The 21,618-nt window shown below is 72.7% G+C and carries 16 protein-coding genes, 2 pseudogenes and 1 riboswitch; of the genes and pseudogenes, 9 read left to right on the top strand and 9 right to left on the bottom strand.

The genetic code is table 11. The features are described 5' to 3' along the window. Positions 1-52: 52 nt before the first annotated feature. Complete coding sequence (locus tag ACH4FH_RS04860) at positions 53-457, top strand: MerR family transcriptional regulator (protein ID WP_398554296.1); 405 nt, start codon at positions 53-55, stop codon at positions 455-457. Between the two features lie 83 nt (positions 458-540). Here the strand turns inward: ACH4FH_RS04860 and ACH4FH_RS04855 are convergent, their stop codons facing one another. Further along, a complete protein-coding gene (locus tag ACH4FH_RS04855) occupies positions 541-2,100 on the bottom strand; it encodes a serine/threonine-protein kinase (protein ID WP_398554295.1) in 1,560 nt (519 codons plus the stop codon). A gap of 382 nt (positions 2,101-2,482) precedes the next feature. Between ACH4FH_RS04855 and ACH4FH_RS04850 the strand changes: the two genes are divergently transcribed. Continuing rightward, positions 2,483-3,427: an endonuclease/exonuclease/phosphatase family protein gene (locus ACH4FH_RS04850; protein ID WP_398554294.1), complete on the top strand. Its 945-nt coding sequence runs from the start codon at positions 2,483-2,485 to the stop codon at positions 3,425-3,427. A gap of 497 nt (positions 3,428-3,924) precedes the next feature. Next, on the top strand, positions 3,925-4,455 hold the full coding sequence (locus tag ACH4FH_RS04845) for a DUF5994 family protein (RefSeq protein WP_398554293.1): 531 nt from the start codon (positions 3,925-3,927) through the stop codon (positions 4,453-4,455). Positions 4,456-4,518: 63 nt separating this feature from the next. Here ACH4FH_RS04845 and ACH4FH_RS04840 read toward each other — a convergent pair whose 3' ends face one another. Continuing rightward, positions 4,519-6,117 carry an alpha/beta hydrolase gene (locus tag ACH4FH_RS04840; RefSeq protein WP_398554292.1) on the bottom strand — a complete coding sequence of 533 codons (1,599 nt, stop codon included), beginning with the start codon at positions 6,115-6,117 and terminating at the stop codon, positions 4,519-4,521. Between the two features lie 238 nt (positions 6,118-6,355). Between ACH4FH_RS04840 and ACH4FH_RS04835 the strand changes: the two genes are divergently transcribed. Further along, a complete protein-coding gene (locus tag ACH4FH_RS04835; RefSeq protein ID WP_398554291.1) occupies positions 6,356-7,069 on the top strand; it encodes a histone deacetylase in 714 nt (237 codons plus the stop codon). A 60-nt stretch (positions 7,070-7,129) separates the two neighbouring features. Here ACH4FH_RS04835 and ACH4FH_RS04830 read toward each other — a convergent pair. Then, a pseudogene (locus ACH4FH_RS04830) lies at positions 7,130-7,919 on the bottom strand (TIGR01458 family HAD-type hydrolase). Positions 7,920-8,051: 132 nt separating this feature from the next. Here ACH4FH_RS04830 and ACH4FH_RS04825 point away from each other — a divergent pair. After that, positions 8,052-9,361 (top strand): annotated as a pseudogene (locus ACH4FH_RS04825) (phosphoribosyltransferase family protein). Between the two features lie 429 nt (positions 9,362-9,790). Here ACH4FH_RS04825 and ACH4FH_RS04820 read toward each other — a convergent pair. The 5 genes from ACH4FH_RS04820 to ACH4FH_RS04800 all read right to left on the bottom strand — a co-directional run bounded on the left by ACH4FH_RS04820 (position 9,791) and on the right by ACH4FH_RS04800 (position 12,924). Next, positions 9,791-10,264 carry a DUF6344 domain-containing protein gene (locus ACH4FH_RS04820; RefSeq protein ID WP_398554290.1) on the bottom strand — a complete coding sequence of 158 codons (474 nt, stop codon included), beginning with the start codon at positions 10,262-10,264 and terminating at the stop codon, positions 9,791-9,793. A gap of 329 nt (positions 10,265-10,593) precedes the next feature. Then, on the bottom strand, positions 10,594-11,013 hold the full coding sequence (locus ACH4FH_RS04815; protein ID WP_398554289.1) for a DUF5994 family protein: 420 nt from the start codon (positions 11,011-11,013) through the stop codon (positions 10,594-10,596). A gap of 96 nt (positions 11,014-11,109) precedes the next feature. After that, positions 11,110-11,997 (bottom strand): acyl-CoA desaturase, encoded by an 888-nt coding sequence (locus ACH4FH_RS04810; RefSeq protein ID WP_398554412.1) that lies wholly within the window; start codon positions 11,995-11,997, stop codon positions 11,110-11,112. A gap of 297 nt (positions 11,998-12,294) precedes the next feature. Further along, a complete protein-coding gene (locus ACH4FH_RS04805; RefSeq protein ID WP_398554288.1) occupies positions 12,295-12,666 on the bottom strand; it encodes a hypothetical protein in 372 nt (123 codons plus the stop codon). Positions 12,667-12,669: 3 nt separating this feature from the next. Beyond that, positions 12,670-12,924, bottom strand: a complete 255-nt coding sequence (locus tag ACH4FH_RS04800; RefSeq protein ID WP_398554287.1) for a hypothetical protein — start codon at positions 12,922-12,924, stop codon at positions 12,670-12,672. Positions 12,925-13,500: 576 nt separating this feature from the next. On the opposite strand from ACH4FH_RS04800, the gene ACH4FH_RS04795 reads away from it, so the two are divergent. The 3 genes from ACH4FH_RS04795 (at position 13,501) to ACH4FH_RS04785 (ending at position 16,096) form a co-directional block, all read left to right on the top strand. After that, positions 13,501-13,947, top strand: coding sequence for a BlaI/MecI/CopY family transcriptional regulator (locus ACH4FH_RS04795; RefSeq protein WP_398554411.1), 447 nt, complete (start codon positions 13,501-13,503; stop codon positions 13,945-13,947). A 297-nt stretch (positions 13,948-14,244) separates the two neighbouring features. Then, positions 14,245-14,493, top strand: coding sequence for a hypothetical protein (locus ACH4FH_RS04790; RefSeq protein ID WP_398554286.1), 249 nt, complete (start codon positions 14,245-14,247; stop codon positions 14,491-14,493). A 274-nt stretch (positions 14,494-14,767) separates the two neighbouring features. Next, positions 14,768-16,096, top strand: coding sequence for an LCP family protein (locus ACH4FH_RS04785; RefSeq protein ID WP_398554410.1), 1,329 nt, complete (start codon positions 14,768-14,770; stop codon positions 16,094-16,096). Between the two features lie 86 nt (positions 16,097-16,182). Here the strand turns inward: ACH4FH_RS04785 and cobN are convergent, their stop codons facing one another. Beyond that, the gene (cobN, locus tag ACH4FH_RS04780) at positions 16,183-19,797 is read right to left on the bottom strand and encodes a cobaltochelatase subunit CobN (protein WP_398554285.1); all 3,615 of its coding nucleotides are present in this window, start codon (positions 19,795-19,797) and stop codon (positions 16,183-16,185) included. Positions 19,798-19,921: 124 nt separating this feature from the next. Continuing rightward, positions 19,922-20,054, bottom strand: a riboswitch (cobalamin riboswitch). A 124-nt stretch (positions 20,055-20,178) separates the two neighbouring features. Between cobN and cobG the strand changes: the two genes are divergently transcribed. Further along, positions 20,179-21,609 (top strand): precorrin-3B synthase, encoded by a 1,431-nt coding sequence (cobG, locus tag ACH4FH_RS04775; protein ID WP_398554284.1) that lies wholly within the window; start codon positions 20,179-20,181, stop codon positions 21,607-21,609. Positions 21,610-21,618: the final 9 nt, after the last annotated feature.

The raw sequence follows: 21,618 nt of genomic DNA, 5'->3' as shown, positions 1-21,618 counted from the left end.
TCCAACTCTAGGCTGCTCATCCTGGCCTCGGCGACAGACAGGAAGGCGCCTCGTGAACGGCGAGCACACGCAGATCGGCGAGGTCACCACGCACACCGAACTGTCGCTGCGCACCATCCGCCACTACGAGGAGACGGGGCTGGTTATTCCTTCCGCCCGGTCCCAGGGGGGCTTTCGCCTCTACACGGAGGCGGACGTCGCCCGTCTCATGGTGATCCGCCGCATGAAGCCGCTCGGGTTCACCCTCGACGAGATGCACGACCTGCTCGATGCCACCGACCGCCTCGACGCCGGAACGGATCTGCCCGCCGGCGAGCGGGAAGCGCTGCTGGAACGGGTGCGCGGCTTCGAGGAAGCGGCGCACAAACGAGTGGCGGACCTGCGCACACAGCTCGCGCGGGCGGAAGAATTCGCCGGCACGCTGAGCGAGCGCCTCACCGGCACCCCCGCCCACTAGGGCGGCCCATCGGCTTCAGCGCGTCTGCCAACTCCCCTGCCGGTTCCGCTGAGGCGAGGCACTCCGAGGTGTCGCCGCCTGCGTCAGCTTCCTCCGAGAGACCCGGCCCAGTGCTTCAGGCTCGTGTACCAGTGGCCGATCTGGTGTCGCAAACTCCCGCCGCCGGTCACCCAGTCATGCAAAGGGGGGATGGTCCAGACGGCCACACCCGCAAGGACGATCAGCACGACGAGTGCGAGCAAGGCTTTGAGAAGGATGCGGCGGCGAGGGCGGCCGCCCTCCCCGGAACGTGCCGACCGTGTTTGGGGATCAGACCCTGACTGGGGGATCGGCTGGGCGGCTCCGCAATGCGGGCAGTTCGGCGAGCGGCTGGAGGAGAGTGCGTCCGGTGCGACTTCGTTGTGTGACTGCGGTCGGCCCTCAGGCGACTCCGCCACGGCGCCTTCCTCGCCCGCCGTTGCGTCTCCGCCACGTGGCGCCCCGGTGACCACGGTGTCCGTACGCAGAGGGTGCATCGGGGCGCGAAGGAGGGTGGGCTGCGGGTCCGGTGGCAGGAGCGCGGCGGGATCAGCTGTCGACTCGCGCAGCAGGGCGGGTTCGTCGGACTCCGCGGTGATGGCGCGCAGGGCACGGGCGAGGCTGGCGGCGCTGGGACGTTCGAGGGGGTCCTTGCGCAGGCAGTGCTCGACGACGGTCCAGACGGGCTGGGGAAAACCTGCGGGGCGCTCGGGCTCCTCGCTCTGGTGGCGGTGGAGTATTTCCAGGGCGGTGCCGCCCTGGAAGGGCGCCTGTCCTGCGATCAGTTCGTAGAGCAGGATTCCGGCGCTGTAGATGTCGACGGCGGAGGTCGGCTGACGTCCCAGCGCGGACTCGGGCGCGATGTAGGAGGGCGTTCCGACGAATTCGTGGGTGCGGGTGAGGCCGGGGGCGTCGGCCAGCCGGGCGATACCGAAGTCCGTGAGCATCGGCCGTATTTCACCGGCGTGGTCCGCCTGGGTGTCGGCGAGCATGATGTTCGCGGGCTTGAGGTCGCGGTGCAGCACACCGTCGGCGTGACTTGCGGCCAGCGCGTCCGCTATCTGTGCGGTGAGCCGGACCGCTTCCAGCGGTTCCATGGGGCCCTCTTCCCGCAGGTACCGGTGCAGGTCGGGGCCGTCGATGAAGTCCATGACGAGGGCGAGCAGATCGCCTTCGACGACCAGGTCGCGGGTGCGCACGATATTGGCGTGGGTGAGGCGGCGGAGCGCGGAGTGTTCCTGGAGGAAGCGCAGGACCACGTCGGGGTCGCCGGCCAGTTCTTCCCTGAGCACCTTGATCGCGACGGTGGCGCCCGACGCTTCGGTGCCGGTGGCCTCGTCCTGTGTGCCGGCGGGGCGGGCTCGCCACACGGTGCCGGAAGCGCCGCGCCCGAGCGGCTCTTCCAGCAGGTACTTACTGCCTACCGGTCGCATGTCGTCCGCTTCCTGGTCGTGGGGGGGGCGGGCGTCGCGGAGCGCCCGTGGGAGCCGGTCCTCACCGCGCTGGGAGGGTCGGTCCGGCTGTCCGGAGTTGTGCACAGCGCCGGTGCTTCGGCGCTCGTTTCCCGTCAGCGCGAGGCGGCCGGTGGCGCAGTCCTCGAAGGCGGTGTCCTCTGCGCCGGGCATCGGAACACCCACCGCATCAGAGCCGGGCGGACAGCATGACATGCCTTCTACCTGCGACAAAAAAAGCCAAGGTTGCCCATCGGTGCCGCGTTCCGCTTCCGCCCCGCGCGCCTCGCCGCCTCTCGCTGCCCATGGGGGACCCGCCGCCGACAGCTGCGCCGTACACACATCAGGTGCAGAACTTGTTCAGACATGTTGCGTTGAGGTTCGGCTGTCACAGCCCTGCAACAGACCCCCTTGCCGGCCGCCGAAGCCGGTTTAGGTCACCGGCCTCCGGCAAGGGGCGCCGGACAGGAGCCTCATGGGGGACGGCACGTCCAACACCCGGCTCCTTCCCCCCACACCGCCGGTTCTTCCGGCACCCGAGAGGAATGAGCACCACGTGAGCAAGAGCGAGAAGCACTCCGACGCCCCGCACAAGTCGAGGAACATGCGGCGCCTGGCCTTCGGCCTGACCGGCGGAGTGGCAGCCCTGGCCGTGGCGGCGACCGCGATGGCCTCCACCGGCGGGGCCGGCACGGACGGGGACGCGTCCGCGCGGTCCCTGAAAGTGATGAGTCTGAACACCTGGCACGGTGGCGCGAAGGTCTCGGACGGGGTCAACAAGATCACGAGCCAGATCAAGGCTTCCGACGCCGATGTCGTGGCCCTGCAGGAATCCTCCAGCTCCGTGGCCGAGGAGATCGCGGGAAAACTGGGGTGGGAGTACCACACGGCCAGCGGCACGGACGTCGACCTCATCAGCAAGAAGCCTTTCGAAAAGACCGACTCGTTCTCGAAGGAGTCCTCCGGCGCGAAGGCGATCGCCGCGAAAATCGAGGGCGTGTGGGTGTATTCGATTCACCTCGACTACACGAAGTACGGCCCGTACAACGCCTGCTTCGACAAGGACAGCTACGAGAAGATCTACGCGGACGAGGCGAGCCGCAAGGCCCAGGCCCAGGACATAGCGGAGTGGACCGGCTCGGCACCGGCGATCGTCGCGGGAGACTTCAACACGCCCTCCCACCTCGACTGGACCAAGGCGACCAAGGCGGAGCACTGCGACTCGGAGGTCGAGTGGCCCGCGACGAAGACCTTCGCGGACAAGGGGTACGAGGACTCCTACCGTGAACTGCACCCGAGCCCGGGGCAGGCGCCCGGCAACACCTGGTCACCCGTGACCAAGAAGAACAGTGACTACGGCAATCAGCAGGAGCCGCAGGACCGCATCGACTTCATCCTGCACAGGGGCGGCTCGCTGAAGCCCACCACGTCCGACACCTTCGGTGGCGGCTCGGACTGGCCCTCCGACCACCTGGCCGTCCTCACCACCTTCCAGCTCTGAACGTCCCGCCCACCTCGCGGCGGCGAATCCCCTGACCAGGTACCGGCCGCCGCTTCGGAAAGCCGCGTGGAGGACATCCGACGGGCCGGGGCCGTGGTCCTCCACGGCCCCGGCCGCCTGTCCCGAAGCCGCCTGATGCGCGCGCCTCGCCCCCTGGCTGACGTTCGTTGAAGGATTGTGGAGCGCGGCGCAGTAGAATTGAACTCGGGTTGGTGCACTCTCACGTGTCACCGCCCGAAAGGGCGGCCCCGGTGCTGAATACGCCGGGGCCGTTGTCGTCTGCCTGCGCATTCACGTGATGGCTCGCTTCGAGTCGATCACTCGGGCTGCTGGATGCGGGCGAGCAATTCCCGGCTTCGCGTCGGCCTGGCGAGCCCTTTTCCGGAGTATTGTGGAAATACCGAGGATATTTCGCGCATCGGCTTCCACGCCCGTGTCGTTTTCGGCGATTCACGACACCGGGCGGGTTCGAACCGACCCGGAGCAGGGTTCGCGTCATGACCGCGACCGATCTGTACACGCCGGCGACGGAAGACCGCACTTCCTCGCTCCCTCCTCGCCTCACGCTCGCACCGGCCGGCACCTCTCCGGCCCTGCTCGACGGGGCGTGGTGGCCCCGCTCCCGCGACCTCGCGGCGGAACTCCCCGTACTGGCGGCGGCGCTCGACCCCCGGTGGGGGCGGATCACGCACGCCACGGTGAACCCCGCGTTCTGGTCGGTCATCCCGCGGAAAGTGCCTGTTGCCGGCCATGTGATGCGCGTCGGCTGGTTCACGGCCGAACAGGACCCGCACAAACTGCTGCTGCTCTCCTACCGCACCGGCCGCTGGGACCTGCTGGTGATTCCGCCGGAGACCGGCCCGGCCGATGCGGCCCGGTTGATGGCCGAGGCCGCTGATCCGCTGAACACCCTCACGGCGAGCGGTCTGATGGCCGCGGCCGAGCAACGCCGGACCGCCGAGGAGGTGGAGCGGGAGGTGGTCGCGGTCTGGGACTCCGAGGGCGGCCACGCGGCACGCCGCCGCTGAGCGGCAGGCGAACGGCGATGTCCTGGCACGCCCCGTCCGGCCGCCGCGTCGCCACCGCCCGGGTCAGTCCGCGCAGGAGATGTCCTCGTGCGGCCGTCGGCCCTCGGTGAGGAAGGTGGTGGCGGCGCGGTCGGCGCAGGGGCTGCCGTTGGCCAGGTAGAGACCGTGGCCACCGTGGTCGGCCGTGACGAGGCGGGCCCGGTCGCCGAGTGCGGTGCGCATCTTGAGGGCGCCGGCGTAGGGGGTGTTGGGGTCGCGCAGGCTCTGGACCATCAGGATGTTGGACGGGCCCTCGGCGGTGATCCGGGTGGGCTTCTCCGCCGGCTGGTCCTTCCAGAAGGCACACGGCGTGACGTTGACCGGCATCCCGGCCGTGAGCGGGTGGCGGACGCGGTCCTCTGCCACCGCGCGCCGGTACGTGGACACCGCCCCTGGCCAGCGCACATCGTTGCAGATGACGGCCATCGTGACTGCCGCGTCCTGGTCGCTCAGCGGTCCGGCGAGGACGGCGGGCAGGACCGGCTTCGCCGCCGGATCCTGGGCCGCCCGGACGAGGCGGGCCAGCTCGGGAAAGAGGGAGTCGCCGTACAGGGCGTTCTGGAGGGCCTGCCGCAGCCGGTTGCCGGTCAGCGGGACGCCCTCGGTGGTCGATTCCTTCGGCTCGCGATCCAGCTTCGCCGCCAGCGCCAGGATCAACGGCCGCATTTCCGCGGCCCGTTGCGCCAGCCGCAGCCCTTCGTCGTCCCGGGCGGGGTCCGCTGCCCACCGGGCGAAGTCGGGGAAGCGGTCCTCCGCGCCGACCGCGATGTTCGCCAGCCAGCCCCGCTCCACACGGTCCGGGTCGGGGTCACCTGTACTGTCCAGCAGCCAACGGTCGGTGTGCTGCGGGTACTTCTGCGCGTACACGGCGCCGACATAGGACCCGTACGAGACGGCCCACGCCGACAGTTTCCGCTCGCCGAGCGCCTGACGGAAGCGGTCGATGTCGCGTACCTCGTTCGCCGTGGAGAGGCTGCGCAGCACGGCTCCCCCGTGCCGGCCGCACGCGTCGGCGATCCGCCGGGACCTGGCGGCGTTCTCCGCGATGTCGCCGTCCGGTCCCGGCCAGGACCGGAGGGTCACCAGGTGCCGGTCGTCCGGTTCGAGCGCGCAGCTCGCTGTCGTGCTGCCGCCGACGCCGCGCGGGTCGAAGCTGACCATGTCGTACGCCCCGGCCATCTCCTTCCGCAGCGCGGCCCCCTTCTGTGCCAGCTGTCGTACGCCTGATCCGCCCGGCCCACCGGGGATCAGCAGCAGCGTCCCGCGCCGTGCCTCGGGCCGCTCGCTGCGGAGACGGGTCACCGCGAGGCTGATCTGTGGGCCGTCCGGGTCGGCGTGGTCGAGCGGCACGGGCAGGGTGGCGCACTCCAGCTCGGCGGGGCCGGTGGACGGGGCGCAGGGCCGCCAGGTGAGGGTCGGTGCGGCAGGTACGGCGGAACTGCGGGGCGTGGCATCCGCATGGGCGGCGGCCGGGGCGGGGGCGGTCGCCAGGGTCGCCGCGACGGCGGTGGCGGAGAGCGCGAGGAGCAGGGCCCGGGCTCGCTGCGGGGAACGGGAGCGGGGAGATCGAGGGGAGCTGGGGGAGCGAGGCGAGTCAGATGAGCCAGAGGAGTAAGTAGGCATGTGGCAAGGCTCGTTGAGCGGGCGCGTGAGGCCCATCCGGCAGGCAGGACAGCGTCGGTGGGGGTAGCCCCCGGCGCGACCGTCCGTGGCTCCGTCCTCGCCGGCCCCACCCGCCCGTCGGCCGGTGCCCGGCAGCCGGGCCCGGGTGCGCCGGGTCCGCGTTTCCTGTCCCGGCGGAACGGGGAGGGCTCAAGCCCGGTGGCAGCGGCATGCCACGACGTCCCCACGGAGTGCGTACGTGATCAGGCCCCGACGTCTCGAAGCTCTCGGCGGGTTCCACGGGCCCGTCCGCCACGTCTGGTACGCGGCGTACGGGTCCAACATGCATCTGGACCGGCTGTCCGCCTACCTCACCGGGGGCCGGCCGGCGGGCGGGCGGCTGGCCTCTCCCGGCTGTCGGGATCCGCGCGGCCCGGCTCGTACGGAGGCGGTCCTGCTGCCGGGGCTGATCTACTTCGCCACCGAGTCGGAGGTGTGGACCGGCGGCCGGGCCTTCTACGATCCCGGATCCGCCGGCGAAGTACCCGGCCGTGCCTACCTGCTGACCACCCAGCAGTTCTCCGACATCGTCGCTCAGGAGATGTACCGCGAGCCCGGGGAGGACCTCGACCTGACGGAGGTGCTCGCGCGGGGCCGGGCGCGGATGGGTCCGGGGCGGTACGAAACGCTGGTGTGCCCCGGGCAGTTGGACGGCTACCCGGTGCTGACCTTCACCTGCCCCTGGCAGCGGTCGGACGTCGCGGTCAACGCGCCCTCCGGGGCGTATCTGCGACACCTCCTCGCCGGGATCACCGCCGCACACGGCTGGAGCGTGCGGCGGGCCGCCGAGTACGTGGCCAGCTGCCCGGGGGCCGACGGGCGGTGGACCGCCGCCCGCATCGCCGCGTTGGCAGAGGACGGCGGGACGGCCGGAGACGGAGCGGGCGAGGCGCCGCCGGCGGGGCACGGATGAGTCCGGGGCAAGGCGAATGCGGGGCGGGACGCGTCCGGGGCGGCAGGGCGGTGTCCGCGCTTACGTCCGGCCTTCCAGCAGGTCAGGGAGGTCGGCGAAGCTGTCGAGGACGTGATCGGGAGTGCCGTCGGCCGCTTCGTGGGTCTCCGGCCGGTACTTGCCGGTCCTGACGAGGACGCCGGTGATGCCGCTGCGTTGGGCCGCCAGCACGTCGGACTCGATGTCGTCGCCCACCATGAGCGTGGTGTCGGGCGAGGCGCCGAGGTGCGCCAGCGCCGTGGCGAAAAACTCCGCGGAGGGCTTGCCGGTGACCGCGGCCGCCACCCGCGCCGCCCGCTCCAGGCCGGGGAGAAAAGCGCCCGTGTCGAGGTCGAGCCCGTCCGCCGTACGCCAGTAGAGGTTGCGGTGCATGGCGACCAGCCGGGCACCGCGTTGGAGATGCCGGAAGACGGAGTTGAGCGCCGGATAGCTGAATTCCTCGCCCGCGCCGCCCAGCACGACCACGTCCGGTGTCCCGGCGTCCGTGTCCTCGACGAGCGTCACGCCCACCAGGTCCTCGCGGACGTCACCGCTGCTGAGGACCAGGCAGCGGGCACCCGGGTGGTGCTCCCGCAGATACCCGGCGGTCACGGCGGGGGCCGTCAGGATGTCGTCGGCGCCGATGGGGAAACCCGCCCGGGAGAGCTGCTCGGCGATCGCGGCCCGGCTGCGCGAGGTGGTTGGTGACCAGCGCCAGCGGCAGGTCCGCGGCGCGCAGCCGTTCCATCGCCTCGACGGCGCCGGGCAGGGGCTTCCAGGAGATCGTGAGCACGCCGTCGATGTCGATCAGGACCGCGCCGATTCGTTCCATACGGGCGACCGTAGCCCGCCGGGCCGACCAGGTCGCCGTCGCCGACCCGACTTGCAAAATTTCCGTACATGAGGTTGTTTCGAAGGAGGTGTGAACGTGGTTTCCGTCTCCCGTCTCAGGGGGTGAACCACCGTGTTGTTCACTGACCGCGCGGACGCCGGCCGCCGCCTCGCCGAGGCGCTGCAAGGGCTGGCGGGCGACGACCCTGTGGTGCTCGGGCTGCCTCGCGGCGGCGTCCCGGTGGCTTTCCAGGTCGCGAGAGCGCTCCGCGCCCCCCTCGATGTGATCGTGGTCCGCAAGCTCGGCGTGCCCTACCACCGGGAGCTGGGCTTCGGCGCCATCGGCGAGGGCGGCGTGCGGGTGATCAGCGACGACGTCGTACGGCGTGGCGGGGTCCGCCCCGAGGATCTGGAGTCCGTCCAGCGGATCGAGGAAGCGGAGCTTGCCCGGCAGGCGCAGCGGTTCCGGGCCGGGCGGCCGCGACTGCCGCTCGACGGCCGGACGGCGATCGTGGTGGACGACGGGATCGCGACCGGCTCCACGGCCGCCGCCGCGTGCGAGGTGGTGCGGGCGCAGGGCGCGGCGCGCGTGGTGCTCGCCGTCCCCGTGGCGCCTCCTGACGCGGTGGCCTGGCTGCGCACCAAGGTGGATGAGGTCGTCTGCCTGTCCACGCCGCTGGGATTCGCCGCCGTCGGCGAGTGGTACGCGGACTTCTCCCAGACGCCCGATGAGGAGGTCGTCTCCCTGCTCGCCCGGGCCGAGGTCGAGCCGGGCCCGCGCGGCCCCCACCGGCAGCCGGGCTGACGAGGGAGGTGACGGCGGTGGACGTGGACGCGGGCGGCGTACGGCTTGCCGGTGACCTGACCCTGCCGGAAGGCGCCGGGGCGGTCGTGATGTTCGCGCACGGCTCGGGCAGCAGCCGGCACAGCCCGCGCAACCGCGCGGTGGCCACGGCCCTGAACCGGGCGGGTCTGGGCACGCTGCTCTTCGACCTGCTCACGCCCGCGGAGGAAGCGGACCGGGCGAACGTCTTCGACATCGGCACCCTGGCGCAGCGGCTCGCCGGCGCGACCCGGTGGCTGCGCGATCAGCAGGCCGTCCCGGTCGGCTATTTCGGCGCGAGCACCGGCGCGGCGGCGGCACTACGGGCCGCCACGTACCCGGACACGGATGTCGGCGCGGTGGTCTCGCGCGGCGGCCGCCCCGACCTCGCCGGGGCACGGCTCGCCGACGTACGCGCGCCGACGCTGCTCATCGTGGGCGGCAGCGACACGACGGTGCTGGACCTCAACCGGCAGGCGCAGGCGGAGCTGCGCTGCGAGAACCGGCTGGAGGTCGTCGAGGACGCGACTCACCTCTTCGAGGAGCCGGGAGCCCTGGACGAGGTCGCCGACCTGGCCCGGGACTGGTTCACGCGGCACCTCGTGGCGGTGGCGCGGTAGCGGGTCGACCGGCGGCGGCGCGGGCGGCAGGGCGGCTCCTGGGTGCACGTCGTGCACGGCGGGCCGGCAGGGCCGGGCCCTGGGCACTCGCCGAAGAAGTCTCTGTGGCTCTGTGGCTCTGGGGCTCAGCGTCGCTGCGGCGATGCGGCTCCGGGGGCTCTGCGACTGGTTCCTGGTGCCCGTGTACCTACCCGTGTCCTGTTGCGTCTCTGATTACTGATGACTGATGACTACGGCGTCTTTGCTTGCTTCGGCGTCTTCCGTGCTGCTCTGCGTCTTTGTGTCCCGCTGCCGGACTGTGACTGTGCGCGGTCCGGCCTCCTGCGCGTCGCGTCTCCGTGGGTCACGCCTGCGCGATCGTGCCCGGCCGTGCCTGTGTGGCTACGCCTCCGTGGTCACGCCGAGCTTGTTGCCGCGTGCGGTCGGGGCTCAGAGCGCACAGGGGGTGTGTTCGCGGCGGCGGGGCGCCGGGATGGCCACGGGAACCGCCTGGGCGCCGGTGTGCAGCGCGGCCTCCGCGGAGAGCGTGGACAGCGGCTCGATGCCCTTGGCCAGGCGGGTGCGCGAGGTCGGTGAGGCGCCGTGGGCCTCGGCGCGGATGCGCTGCTTGATCGTGGGCGGCAGCTGCGGGTGGCTGAGCATCCGCACCATGGAACTCCCTTGGCCGCACAGCGGCGTCGCGGGCTTCGCGGGAACGCCCGCGTTCCCGGGGCCGGGGTCCCGCGGGGTGTCCGGGCCGCGCTGTGCCGGGGTGAAGGGGATCGCCGGGCGCGGCGTGGCCTCGTGCAGCGCGGCTTCTCTGCGGGCCGCCGCGGCCGGGGCGGAGACCCCCAGTGAGGCCAGCAGCTTGCCCAGGAAGGCCAGGCACACCGCCCAGAACTTCATGACCTTGGTCGCAGCCATGGTCCCTCGCTTTCGGTGGGGATCTCTCCGGGAGATCCACGGGTGGGTCGGCACCGGATCCATGGGGGATCTGTTGCGTTTTCTTATGATGAGTACGCAATGCGAGGAATCGTGGAGCGACGCCGCTGGATCGGCGTTCTTCGGATGAACAGCACTCGTACGCAGTAGTCGGCCACCCGTCCGCAGTACGTGCCGCGGGCGTCGCGTTGCGGCGGCCGGCATCGTGCCGGATATCCGGGGCCCGGTGCATCGGGCGGCGCGACGTCGGATCGGGCGGCCCGCCGGTGGACCGGGCCGCCCGGTGGCGGGTCGGGCGGCCCCGGTGTAGGTCAGGCCGACGTGAGGTCGGTGGTCGCCGCCACCTCGGCCATGATCCGTATGGCCTCGGGTTCCGGTGCCGCGGGCGGGATGACCAGCAGGTCCCAGCGGCCGTTGCCGTGGGAGACCAGGCAGATGGTGTCGGGGCCGGGGCGGTCGGCGATTCTGCGCAACCGGACGACGTGGCCGGCGACGAGCAGCCGGCCGGGCAGCGCGGGCCAGAGGGGACCGCTCACCGTCGCGTGGGTGATCTGCGGCCAGTTGAAGGGGAGCGCGGCCAGCAGTTCCGGCAGTTCGGTGACCAGGTCGGCCGAGTGCGGCCACCACGCGCCGTCTATCCGGCGCGGGAGCCCGCTGGGCGGCGCGATGGTCAGCCGGGACACGGGCGGCGGGGCGTGGTGGTCCGGCCAGGCCCCGAGGGTGGTGGTCATGGTGTGCTCCTGACAGATGGCGACGGGTGCGGCGACCCGGCGCCGTGGCGTGGTGCCGGGTCGCCGCACAGCAGAGGACGGCACATGGCCGGACTCCTAGGCGCTGCTCGCCTCGATGCGGCGGGCCGCGACCCGTGCCGGGTCCGGCCACCGGACGTCGTACACCCAGCCGAGGCGTTCGAAGAGCCGGATGAGTCCGGCGGAGAGATCGATCTGCCCGCGGTCGACGCCGTGCCGGGCACAGGTCGGGTCGGCGTGGTGCAGGTTGTGCCAGCTCTCGCCGAACGAGAGCAGCGCCAGCGGCCACAGGTTCGTCGCCCGGTCGTGCCGCCGGGTGCGGAACGGCCGCTCGCCGATCAGGTGGCAGAGCGAGTTGACGCTCCAGGTGACGTGGTGCAGCAGGGCGATACGCAGGAAGCCCGCCCACAGCAGGGCCGTAAGACCGGCGACCCAGGAGCCGCCGATGGCCCAGCCCAGCAGGAACGGCAGGCCGAGGGTGACCAGGCACAGCACGGGGAACGCCCGGTCCACCGCACGGATCCCGCGGTCGGCGAGCAGGTCGGGTGCGTAGTGCTCGTGCGAGGTGGGGTCGTTGCCGAACAGCCAGCCGATGTGCGAGTGCACCAGGCCGCGCAGCTGCCCGCCCAGGCTGGTGCCGTAGCGGTAGGGGGAGTGCGGGTCGCCCGGCCGGTCGGTGAAGGCGTGGTGGCGACGGTGGGTGGCGACCCAGTCGATGACATCGCCCTGGAAGCTCAGCGACCCGGCGAGGGCGAGAGCGACACGCAGCGCGGGCTTCGCGGTGTAGCTGCCGTGGGTCAGGCCGCGGTGGAATCCGACGGTGACTCCCAGGCCGCTGATGAGGTAGAACACCGCCGCGAGCACGAGGTCGGTGGGGCCGACGACCTTGCCCCACAGCAGCGGGATGGCGATGGCCAGGCCGACGAACGGGGCGAGGACGATGATGCCGGTCACCGTCACATACATCCGCCGCCCGCTACTGGGCGGGGGCTCGGGGCCGTCGGAGGGAAACGGCGAGGTGCCGTCGTACTCCTGCTTGCGCGGCGACTGCTTCCGCGGGCCCTGTGCCGGGCCGGTGCTGGTGGTGGATCCGGGGAGATGCGCTGACACAGACACTCCAGGTGCCTCGGGGATGGTGGAGCGTCGGCCGGGGCGCCGACCTGCTTCCGTGGGCGGGGACGAGGGCGGACGGAGGGCGGGGACGGAGGGGTGAGTGGGTCGGTCGGCCGGTGGAGGCAAGGGCGGCGACGGCCGCCCGCGAGCTCAGCCCGGCTCGCTGTGGTGCACGCGACCGTTGAGGGTGCCGGGCCGGGTACCGGGCGGGACACGGCGCTGCGGCGCGGACGTTTCGGGGCCGCGCGAGGCGTCGGCCTCGCGCAGGGTGTCGACGGTGAGGGACAGCAGCGTGCCGCTGCCGTCGTCACCGACGGGGTAGCTGCTCGGCTCCTCACCGGTGAAGGCGCGGTGGATGACCTCGGCGACCTGCCGGGCGGCATCGGGTGTGGCCGAGACGATCCGGACCTCGGCCAGGCCCGGCGCCGGCAGCGGGCGGTCGGTGTGCGGGGCGGGGTGCCGCGCGTCGTAGCGGGGGGTGCTCGCGTCGGCGGCCGGTCGCGGATCGGCATAGGTGTTCACAGGTCATCGTCCGTCTTGGGGGCCCGGTGGTTGCTGTGCCGGGTGGCTGCCCGGGCGGGCGGAATCGTCTCCCTGCGGGGGCTTGGACACCCAGAAGCGGTGGGAGGTGCGGCGGACCGGGCGGGTCCGGTGCGGGGGCGGGGCGGGATGCCTGTGCGTCGCGAGCCGTCCGGCCTGCTGGCCGTTGAGCTTGATGAGGAACAGTGCCCCCATGGCGACCAGCGCGAGCAGCACGATCACGGTCAGCAAAGTCTGCATGGTGCTCACCTCACTCGGGCGGATCGCTGCAGGTCCCTTGCGCGCCCGGTGTTGTGGAGATCCGAGGCCGAGGACGGCGTGACTGCCGACATACGGGGTCCCCTCGGTTTCCTCCACCGTACTCCGCACCCGGCCCGGAAATCCGCCCGAGAGGGTGATAGCGGATGAACTTGCTCGTAGGCGGCGATGAAGGGACGAAGCCCTACAGGTGCATGGAAACCCTCCAGGGCCCGGCCGAGCCCGGTCGGCGCCCGGCCCACCCGCGGCCGGGCCCTCCGCGCCGAGCGCCCCGAACACCCCGCGTCCGGGCCCTTAGCCGGGGCCCGGACGCTCAGTAGGATGCCCCGACGTCCCGGCAGCGGGGCACCTGGCGCGACGGGAGACGACGGCATGGGCGGGAAGCCCGCCGGGGAAGCCCTCGGCGATTCCTTCGAGGAGCCACGCGAAGGGCGACACGAGAAGCCGGGCGAAGAGGCCCCCGAAACGCCACGCGACGGCTCTGCCGGCTCCGACGAGCCAGGCAGCACCGACGCCCCGGACAGCCCCTACGCCGGCCCCACCGCCCCCACCGACCAGCTGCGCCGCCGGCGCGCGCAGGGGCAGCTGGAGGTCCAGGTGCTCACCGCGCTGCACCGCGCGTCCGGCCCGGCGACCGCCGCCCGCGTCCAGGAGCAGCTCGGCGGCGACCTCGCGTACACCACCGTGATGACGATCCTGTCCAGGCTGCACGCCAAGAAGGCCGTCACCCGCGAGCGGGTGGGCCGCGCCTACGTCTGGACGCCGACCGCCGACGAGGCCGGGCTGGCGGCGCTGCGGATGCACCGCGTGCTGGACGGCGAACCGGACCGGGACACCGTCCTCACCCGCTTCTTCGCCGCGCTCCCCCCGGGGGACGTGCGGCTGCTGCGCGACCTCCTCGACCGCGGTCCGGACGAGGAGGGCGCGCCCGCACCTGGCACCTCCGCCGCCCCCGACCGCCTGGGGCCCGCCCACCGCCCCGCACAGGGACACCGCACCTCCTAGGGCGTGTCCGCAACGTCCCGCCTGACCCTTGCCTGCGCGGCGGCTGCCGGCGGACCGCACGCCACCCCCCTGCTCCCCGAAGACCCCTCACACCCCACGCACCTTGGCGCTTTCGCTCAACACGGCGGTAGCCCCGTTCGTCGTTCTCGGGGCGGTCACGCCCTTGTGCGGGCACACTGATCCCTGACTCTCCCGATTTCTCGGGCCGTTCCGATGCATTTCGGACAACTTCTACAGTCTTGTAGATACTGCCGGTAGAGTTTCCGGCGGAGGCAACAGGCGCTGCCGGAGGGGGAGATGGCGACGAGGTGCGGACTCCTGACCTGGGACTGCCCGCCACCGGAGGCGGAGGTGCGATGGGTCTATCAACCCGTGGAGGTCCACTCCCCGGACGGGACATGGCAGTTGGGCCGGATCAGCGCCTGGTGGACGGACGGCGCGGGCGATCTGTGGTGCCGGCTGCGCACCCTGCCCGGCGGCAGCCACCCGCGGTGGCTGCGTTACGACCCCGAGTCGGTACGGCTGCTGACCAGCACCGGTATCTGACCGCGCACCGCCCGCACGCGCCCTCGCCCTCCCCTCTGCCGCCACCCCCGGCCGCCAGTGCCGTTCTTTCCCCCACGAAGCACCAGAAGGACCAGAAGGGCCACCGGCCGTGCATGACAGCCAGACGTACCAGCAGGACGACCGAGGGGCCGGCGATGCCTCCCGCCCGTCCGGGGCGGACGGCGGCGCCCGCCGCAGATCCGGCGGCTCGCATCCGCCCGCTCGCTCCGCACGCCGGGCCGGTCGCGGCTCCCGCAAGGCCGGCAAGGTGCGGATGACCCGCCGCGGCCGGGTAGTGGCCTGGTCCGCCGGGGTGCTCGGCGTGCTGCTGCTCACGGTGACCGGCGGCGGCGCCTGGATCTATCAGCACCTGGACGCCAACATCCGCGGCGCGGACATCGGGCTCGGCGGCGACCGGCCCGTCAACCTCAGCCCCGGCTCGAAGAACATCCTGGTCGTCGGCTCCGACAGCCGCGCGGGCGCCAACGCCAAGTACGGCAAGGGCCTGACGACCATGCAGTCGGACACGCTGATGGTGCTGCACATCGCCGCCAACCGCGAGTGGGCCACCGCGGTGTCCTTCCCGCGTGACTCCTGGGTGCAGATCCCGGCCTGCCGGCGCGGCAACGGCAGCAGCTCCGCCCCGCACCACTTCAAGATCAATGAGGCGTTCTCGATCGGTGGGGAGGGCGGCGACATCGGCAAGGCCGCGACCTGCACCATCAAGACGGTGGAGAAGAACACCGGCCTGCGCATCGACCACTTCACCTCGGTCGACTTCCAGGGCTTCAAGGGGATGGTCAACGCCCTGGGCGGCATAAAGGTCTGCCCCGAGCACGCCATCCACGACGAGAAGGCCCACCTGGACATGGAGGCCGGCTGCCAGACCGTCAAGGACGAGAAGGCGCTCGGCTACGTCCGTACCCGCTACAGCGTCGGCGACGGCTCCGACCTCGGACGGATCGGCCGGCAGCAGGAGTTCATGAAGGCACTGGCCGCCCGCGCCCAGTCGAAGCTCACCAGTCCCGGCGAGCTCTACGACTTCCTGGACTCGGCCACCAAGTCGATCACCACCGACAAGGCCCTGGCGGGTCTCAAGCCCCTCTACGACCTGGCCGCGACGGTCAAGGACATCCCCAGCGACCGGCTGACCTTCCTGACCGTCCCCAACTACCCCCGCGAGGCCGACGTGCCCACCGACCGGGCCAACGTCGTCTGGCAGTACCCGCAGGCCGGCGACCTGTTCAGCGATCTCGCCCACGACCGGGAGATCGGCGCCGCCGGCAAGAAGAAACTCGCGCAGGCCGCCAAGAGCCCGGTGACCGCGCACTCCGTGCGGGTCCGCGTGCTCAACGGGACCGGCGCCCCCGGCCGGGCCGCCGCCGCTGCCGAGCAGCTGCGCAAGCTCGGTTTCACGGTCACCACCACCGGCAACGCCCCCGCCACCGACAAGACCGCCGTCAGCTACCCGGCGGACCTCAAAACCGCGGCGCGCGTCCTCGCCTCGCGCCTCCCCCACGCCAAGCTCGGCCCGTCATCCGAGGCGGCGCCGGGCGAGGTGACGCTCACCATCGGTCAGGACTTCTCCGTCACAGGAGGCTGACCAGGGGCTGAGCGGGCTGACGGCAGGCAAGACGCGCGGCCTTCGGTGATCCGCCCGCGCGGGCGGATCACCGAAGGCCGGGCGCGTCAGTCCTCGCCCTCCAGGTCACCCTCGGTCTCCAGGAACGCCTGGCGCAGGGCGGCCAGCGTCTCGGCGTCCGGCTTCTCCCACATACCCCGGGACTCCGCCTCCAGGAGGCGCTCCGCGATGCCGTGCAGGGCCCAGGGGTTGGCGTCCTGGAGGAAGGCGCGGTTCTCCGGGTCCAGGACGTAGGTCTGGGCGAGCTTGTCGTACATCCAGTCCGCCACGACGCCGGTGGTGGCGTCGTAGCCGAACAAGTAGTCGACGGTGGCGGCGAGTTCGAAGGCGCCCTTGTAGCCGTGGCGGCGCATCGCCTCGATCCAGCGGGGGTTGACCACACGGGCACGGAAGACGCGGGACGTCTCCTCGACGAGGGTGCGGGTGCGGACCGTCTCGGGGCGGGTGGAGTCACCGATGTACGCCTCGGGCGCGGTGCCCTTGAGCGCGCGGACCGTCGCGACCATGCCTCCGTGGTACTGGAAGTAGTCGTCGGAGTCCGCGATGTCGTGCTCGCGGGTGTCGGTGTTCTTGGCGGCCACCGCGATCCGCTTGTAGGCCGTCTCCATCTCGTCGCGGGCCGGGCGCCCTTCGAGACCCCGGCCGTAGGCGTAACCGCCCCAGACGGTGTAGACCTCGGCGAGGTCGGCGTCGGTGCGCCAGTCGCGGCTGTCGATCAGCTGGAGCAGGCCGGCGCCGTACGTCCCCGGCCGGGAGCCGAAGATCCGGGTGGTGGCGCGGCGCTCGTCGCCGTGGGCGGCGAGGTCGGCCTGGGCGTGCGCCCGGATGAAGTTGACGTCGGCCGGCTCGTCGAGGTCCGCGGCGAGCCGTACGGCGTCGTCGAGCAGGCCGATGACGTGCGGGAAGGCGTCGCGGAAGAACCCGCTGATGCGCAGGGTGACGTCGATGCGGGGACGGCCCAGCTCCTCGGCGGCGATGGCTTCCAGGCCGGTGACCCGGCGCGAGGCGTCGTCCCAGACCGGGCGGACACCCAGCAGCGCGAGCGCTTCGGCCACATCGTCGCCGGAGGTGCGCATGGCGCTGGTGCCCCACAGCGAGAGGCCGACCGAGGTGGGCCAGTCGCCGTTGTCGTTGCGGTAGCGCTCCAGGAGGGAGTCGGCCAGGGCCTGACCGGTCTCCCAGGCGAGCCGCGACGGGACGGCCTTGGGGTCGACGGAGTAGAAATTACGCCCGGTCGGCAGGACGTTGACCAGACCGCGCAGCGGCGAGCCGGAGGGGCCCGCCGGGACGAAGCCGCCGTTGAGGGCGTGCACGGCGTGGTCGATCTCGTCGGTGGTGCCGGCGAGCCGGGGGACCACTTCATGGGCCGCGAAGGTGAGGATGGCGGTGACCGGCTCCCGCTGGGCGACGGGGAGTTCGGCGGCGACCCGCTGCGCGGCGGCCGGGTCCCAGGACACGTCCTCCATCGCCTGGACGAGGGCGCGGGCGCGCTCCTCGGTGTCGTCGGCGGCGGTCCGGGTGGCGGCGGACTCGTCCAGGCCGAGCGCCTCCCGCAGACCGGGCAGGGCGGAGGTACCGCCCCAGATCTGCCGGGCGCGCAGGATGGCCAGCACGAGGTTGACTCGGGCGGGGCCTTCCGGCGCACCGCCGAGGATGTGCAGACCGTCGCGGATCTGGGCGTCCTTGACCTCGCACAGCCAGCCGTCGACGTGCAGCAGGAAGTCGTCGAAGCCGTCGTCGTCGGGGCGGTCATCGAGGCCGAGGTCGTGGTCGAGCTTGGCGGCCTGGATCAGCGTCCAGATCTGCGCGCGGATGGCGGGCAGCTTGGCCGGGTCCATGGCGGAGATGGCGGCGTACTCGTCGAGGAGCTGCTCCAGGCGCGCGATGTCGCCGTAGGACTCCGCGCGGGCCATCGGCGGCACGAGGTGGTCGACGAGGGTGGCGTGCACCCGCCGCTTGGCCTGGGTGCCCTCACCCGGGTCGTTGACCAGGAAGGGATAGACGAGCGGGAGGTCGCCGAGCGCCGCGTCCGGGCCGCAGGCGGCGGACAGGCCGGCGTTCTTGCCGGGCAGCCACTCCAGGTTGCCGTGCTTGCCGAGGTGGACCATCGCGTCCGCGCCGAAGCCGCCGTCCTCCTGGGAGGCGGCGATCCAGCGGTAGGCCGCCAAGTAGTGGTGCGAGGGCGGCAGGTCGGGGTCGTGGTAGATCGCGATCGGGTTCTCACCGAAGCCGCGCGGCGGCTGGATGAGGATCAGCAGATTGCCGCGGCGCAGGGCGGCGAGGACGATGTCGCCCTCGGGGTTGCGGGAGCGGTCGAGGAACATCTCACCGGGCGGCGGGCCCCAGTGCTCCTCCACCGACTCGCGCAGTTCCTGCGGCAGCGTGGCGTACCAGCGCTTGTAGTCGGCGGCGGGGATGCGGACGGGGTTGCGGGCGAGCTGCTCCTCGGTGAGCCACTCCTGGTCGTGGCCGCCGGCCTCGATCAGGGCGTAGATCAGCTCGTCTCCGTCGCCGGAGACCAGGCCGGGGACCTCTTCGCCGCCGAAGTCGTAGCCGTCCGCCTGCAGTCGGCGCAGCAGGGCGACGGCGCTGGCCGGGGTGTCCAGGCCGACGGCGTTGCCGATGCGGGAGTGCTTGGTGGGGTACGCGGACAGCACCAGCGCGAGGCGCTTGTCGGCGGCGGGGATGTGGCGCAGGCGGGCGTGGCGCACGGCGATGCCGGCGACCCGGGCGGCCCGCTCGAGGTCGGCGACGTAGACGGGCAGCCCGTCCTCGTCGACCTCCTTGAAGGAGAACGGGACGGTGATCAGCCGGCCGTCGAACTCGGGGACGGCGATCTGGGAGGCGGCGTCCAGCGGGGACAGCCCCTCGTCGTTCTCCTCCCAGGCGGCCCGCGACCCGGTCAGGCACAGGGCCTGGAGGATCGGTACGTCCAGGGCGGCGAGCGCGCCGGCGTCCCAGGACTCGTCGTCGCCACCGGCCGATGCCTCGGCGGGCTTGGTGCCACCGGCGGCCAGGACGGTGGTGACGATCGCGTCGACCGGCCGCAGGGCGTCGATCAGTTCCGGCTCGGGCGCGCGCAGCGAGGCGACGAACAGCGGCAGCGGGCGGCCGCCTGCCTGCTCGATCTGACCGCAGAGCGCGTCGACGAAGCCGGTGTTGCCGCTCATGTGGTGGGCGCGGTAGTAGAGCACCGCCACCAGCGGTCCTTCGATGTCCGTACGGGCGTCCGGCCGCTCCAGCTGTCCCCAGCTGGGGGCGGGCTCCGGCGGCTCGAAGCCGTGGCCGGTCAGCAGCACCGTGTCGGACAGGAAACGGGCGAGCTGGTCGAGGTTGGCGGGGCCGCCGTGCGCGAGGTAGGCGTGCGACTCGGCCGCGATACCGACCGGGACCGTGGACGCCTCCATCAGCTGGGCGTCGGGGGCCTGTTCACCGGTGAGGACGACGACCGGGCGCTCCTGCGCGAGCAGCAGGTCCAGGCCCTCCTGCCAGGCGCGGATGCCGCCGAGCAGACGGACGACGACCAGGTCGGTGCCCTCCAGCAGCGCGGGCAGCTCGTCGAGGTCGAGGCGGGCGGGGTTGGCGAGGCGGTACGGCACGGGGCCGGCGGCGGCGCGGGCGCTCAGCAGGTCGGTGTCGGACGTCGACAGCAGCAGGATCACAGGGATACACCTCGCGAGATCTCACGGGTCACGCCCTGCGGCCCGGTGGTTGCGCGGAGGCGCGGGGGCCGCCCCCCGGAAGATTGCAGCATGCGGCGTCAGGCCTTCCTCGGGGTCCGCGCCCCGGGCGGTAGGAGGACGGCGGGAGTTCCTGGCTCACCCGTGGACCGGGTTCACAGTGGCGGGACCGCGCCGGATTCTCACCGGGCTTCCTCCCTTGGCGCCGTCGCTGGCGTCCGGCGGATCAGCAGACCCACCGACCTGCATAGTAAGGGCTGCGTGGCGGGCGGGGGAGAGCGCCTCCGGGCCCGCCCGCGCGGGCCCCGCCCCCGGTCCGCCTCCCCCGGTCCGCCCTTGCCCGACGTCGGTATGCTCGCCGCCATGCCGCCCTCCCCCTCGCTCCGGCCCGCTGCGGCCGCACCGCCCCTCCGGGAACGCGGTGACGCCTGCCCGGGAACGCTGCGGCTGCACTCCGCCGACGACGGCAGCCTGGCGCGAGTCCGCCTGCCCGCAGGCGACTTGACCGCCCGCCAGGCATCCGCGCTGGCCGACGCCGCGGAGCGCCTCGGCGACGGCCACCTCTCCCTCACCTCCCGCGGCAACGTGGAACTGCGCGGCCTCGCGGACGACTGCGGCCAGGAGCTGGCGGAGCTGCTGCGCGACGCGGGCCTGCTGCCCTCGGAACGCCATGAGCGCGTCCGCAACATCCTGGCCTCGCCGCTCGCGGGTCTGGACCGGCGCACCCCGGCTGACGTGCGGTTGTGGGCCCGCCGGCTGGACGCCCTGCTCTGCGCGAGCGCGTCCGCGACGGCGCTCTCCGGCCGTTTCCTCTTCGTCCTGGACGACGGCAGGGGCGATGTGACGGCGCTCGGTGGTGATGTGAGGTTGGTCGCAGAACCGTGCGGGGGAGCGCGGGAGAGTGTGGCGGAAGCCACCGCCGAGGGCGGTGCGCTGCTGTATGTCGGCGACGACCCGGCGGCCGTGCGGATCGGCGGACCGGACGTTCCGCGCGCCGCGCTCGTCGCCGCCGAAGCCTTCCTCACCGCCGCCGCGGCGAGCGGCAGCGGCGCCTGGCGGGTCCGCGAACTCCCCGCCACGCACACCCTGACCGCGCGCGGTACGGCGGAGGCGCTGCGGGCCGCGGGCATCCGGGCCGCGTACGTCCCGGAGCCGGAGCCCCGCCCCGCTCCCGACCACACGAACGCCCCCGTCCCCGGCATCGTCGAAGGACCCGCGGGGCCGGACGGCTCCCCCGGCCCCTGCGCCCTGTCGGTCCTCGCGCCGCTGGGCCGGCTGACCGTCGACCGGTGGCGGCTGCTGACCGCGGTGGCGGCCGACGACGGGGCGGGCGCGCTGCGGGTCACCCCATGGCGCGGCGTGATCGTCCCCGGGCTGTCGGCCGCCACGGCCACGACCCGGCTGCGCGAGCTGGCGGACGCCGGGCTCCTCACCGACCCCGCCTCCCCCTGGCACCGGACCGGCGCCTGCACCGGCCGCCCCGGCTGCGCCAAGTCGCTCTCCGATGTCCGCGCCGACGCCGTCGCCGTCCTCACCGACTCCCCCGCGGGCCCGCCGGGACTCCCCGTCCACTGGTCCGGCTGCGCACGCCGCTGCGGCCATCCGCACGGCACCTGGGTCGACGTCCTCGCGACCGAGGACGGCTACGAGGTGTCCGTCGTGGGACCGGAGGGCAGGCGGCCCATTCCGCTGGCCGCCGCCGACGACGCGCCGCCGGCCGCCACCAGCGCCCGGCTCCAGGACGTCGCCGCGGCCGTCTCCCGCGCCACCGCGCCCCCTCCGGCAGCTCCATGACCGCACGAC

It is taken from the genome of Streptomyces sp. NPDC017993 (assembly GCF_044328065.1).
GTDB lineage: Bacteria > Actinomycetota > Actinomycetes > Streptomycetales > Streptomycetaceae > Streptomyces.
Note: the sequence above shows the minus strand (reverse complement) of the source record. Positions and strands in the feature narration are given on the sequence as shown.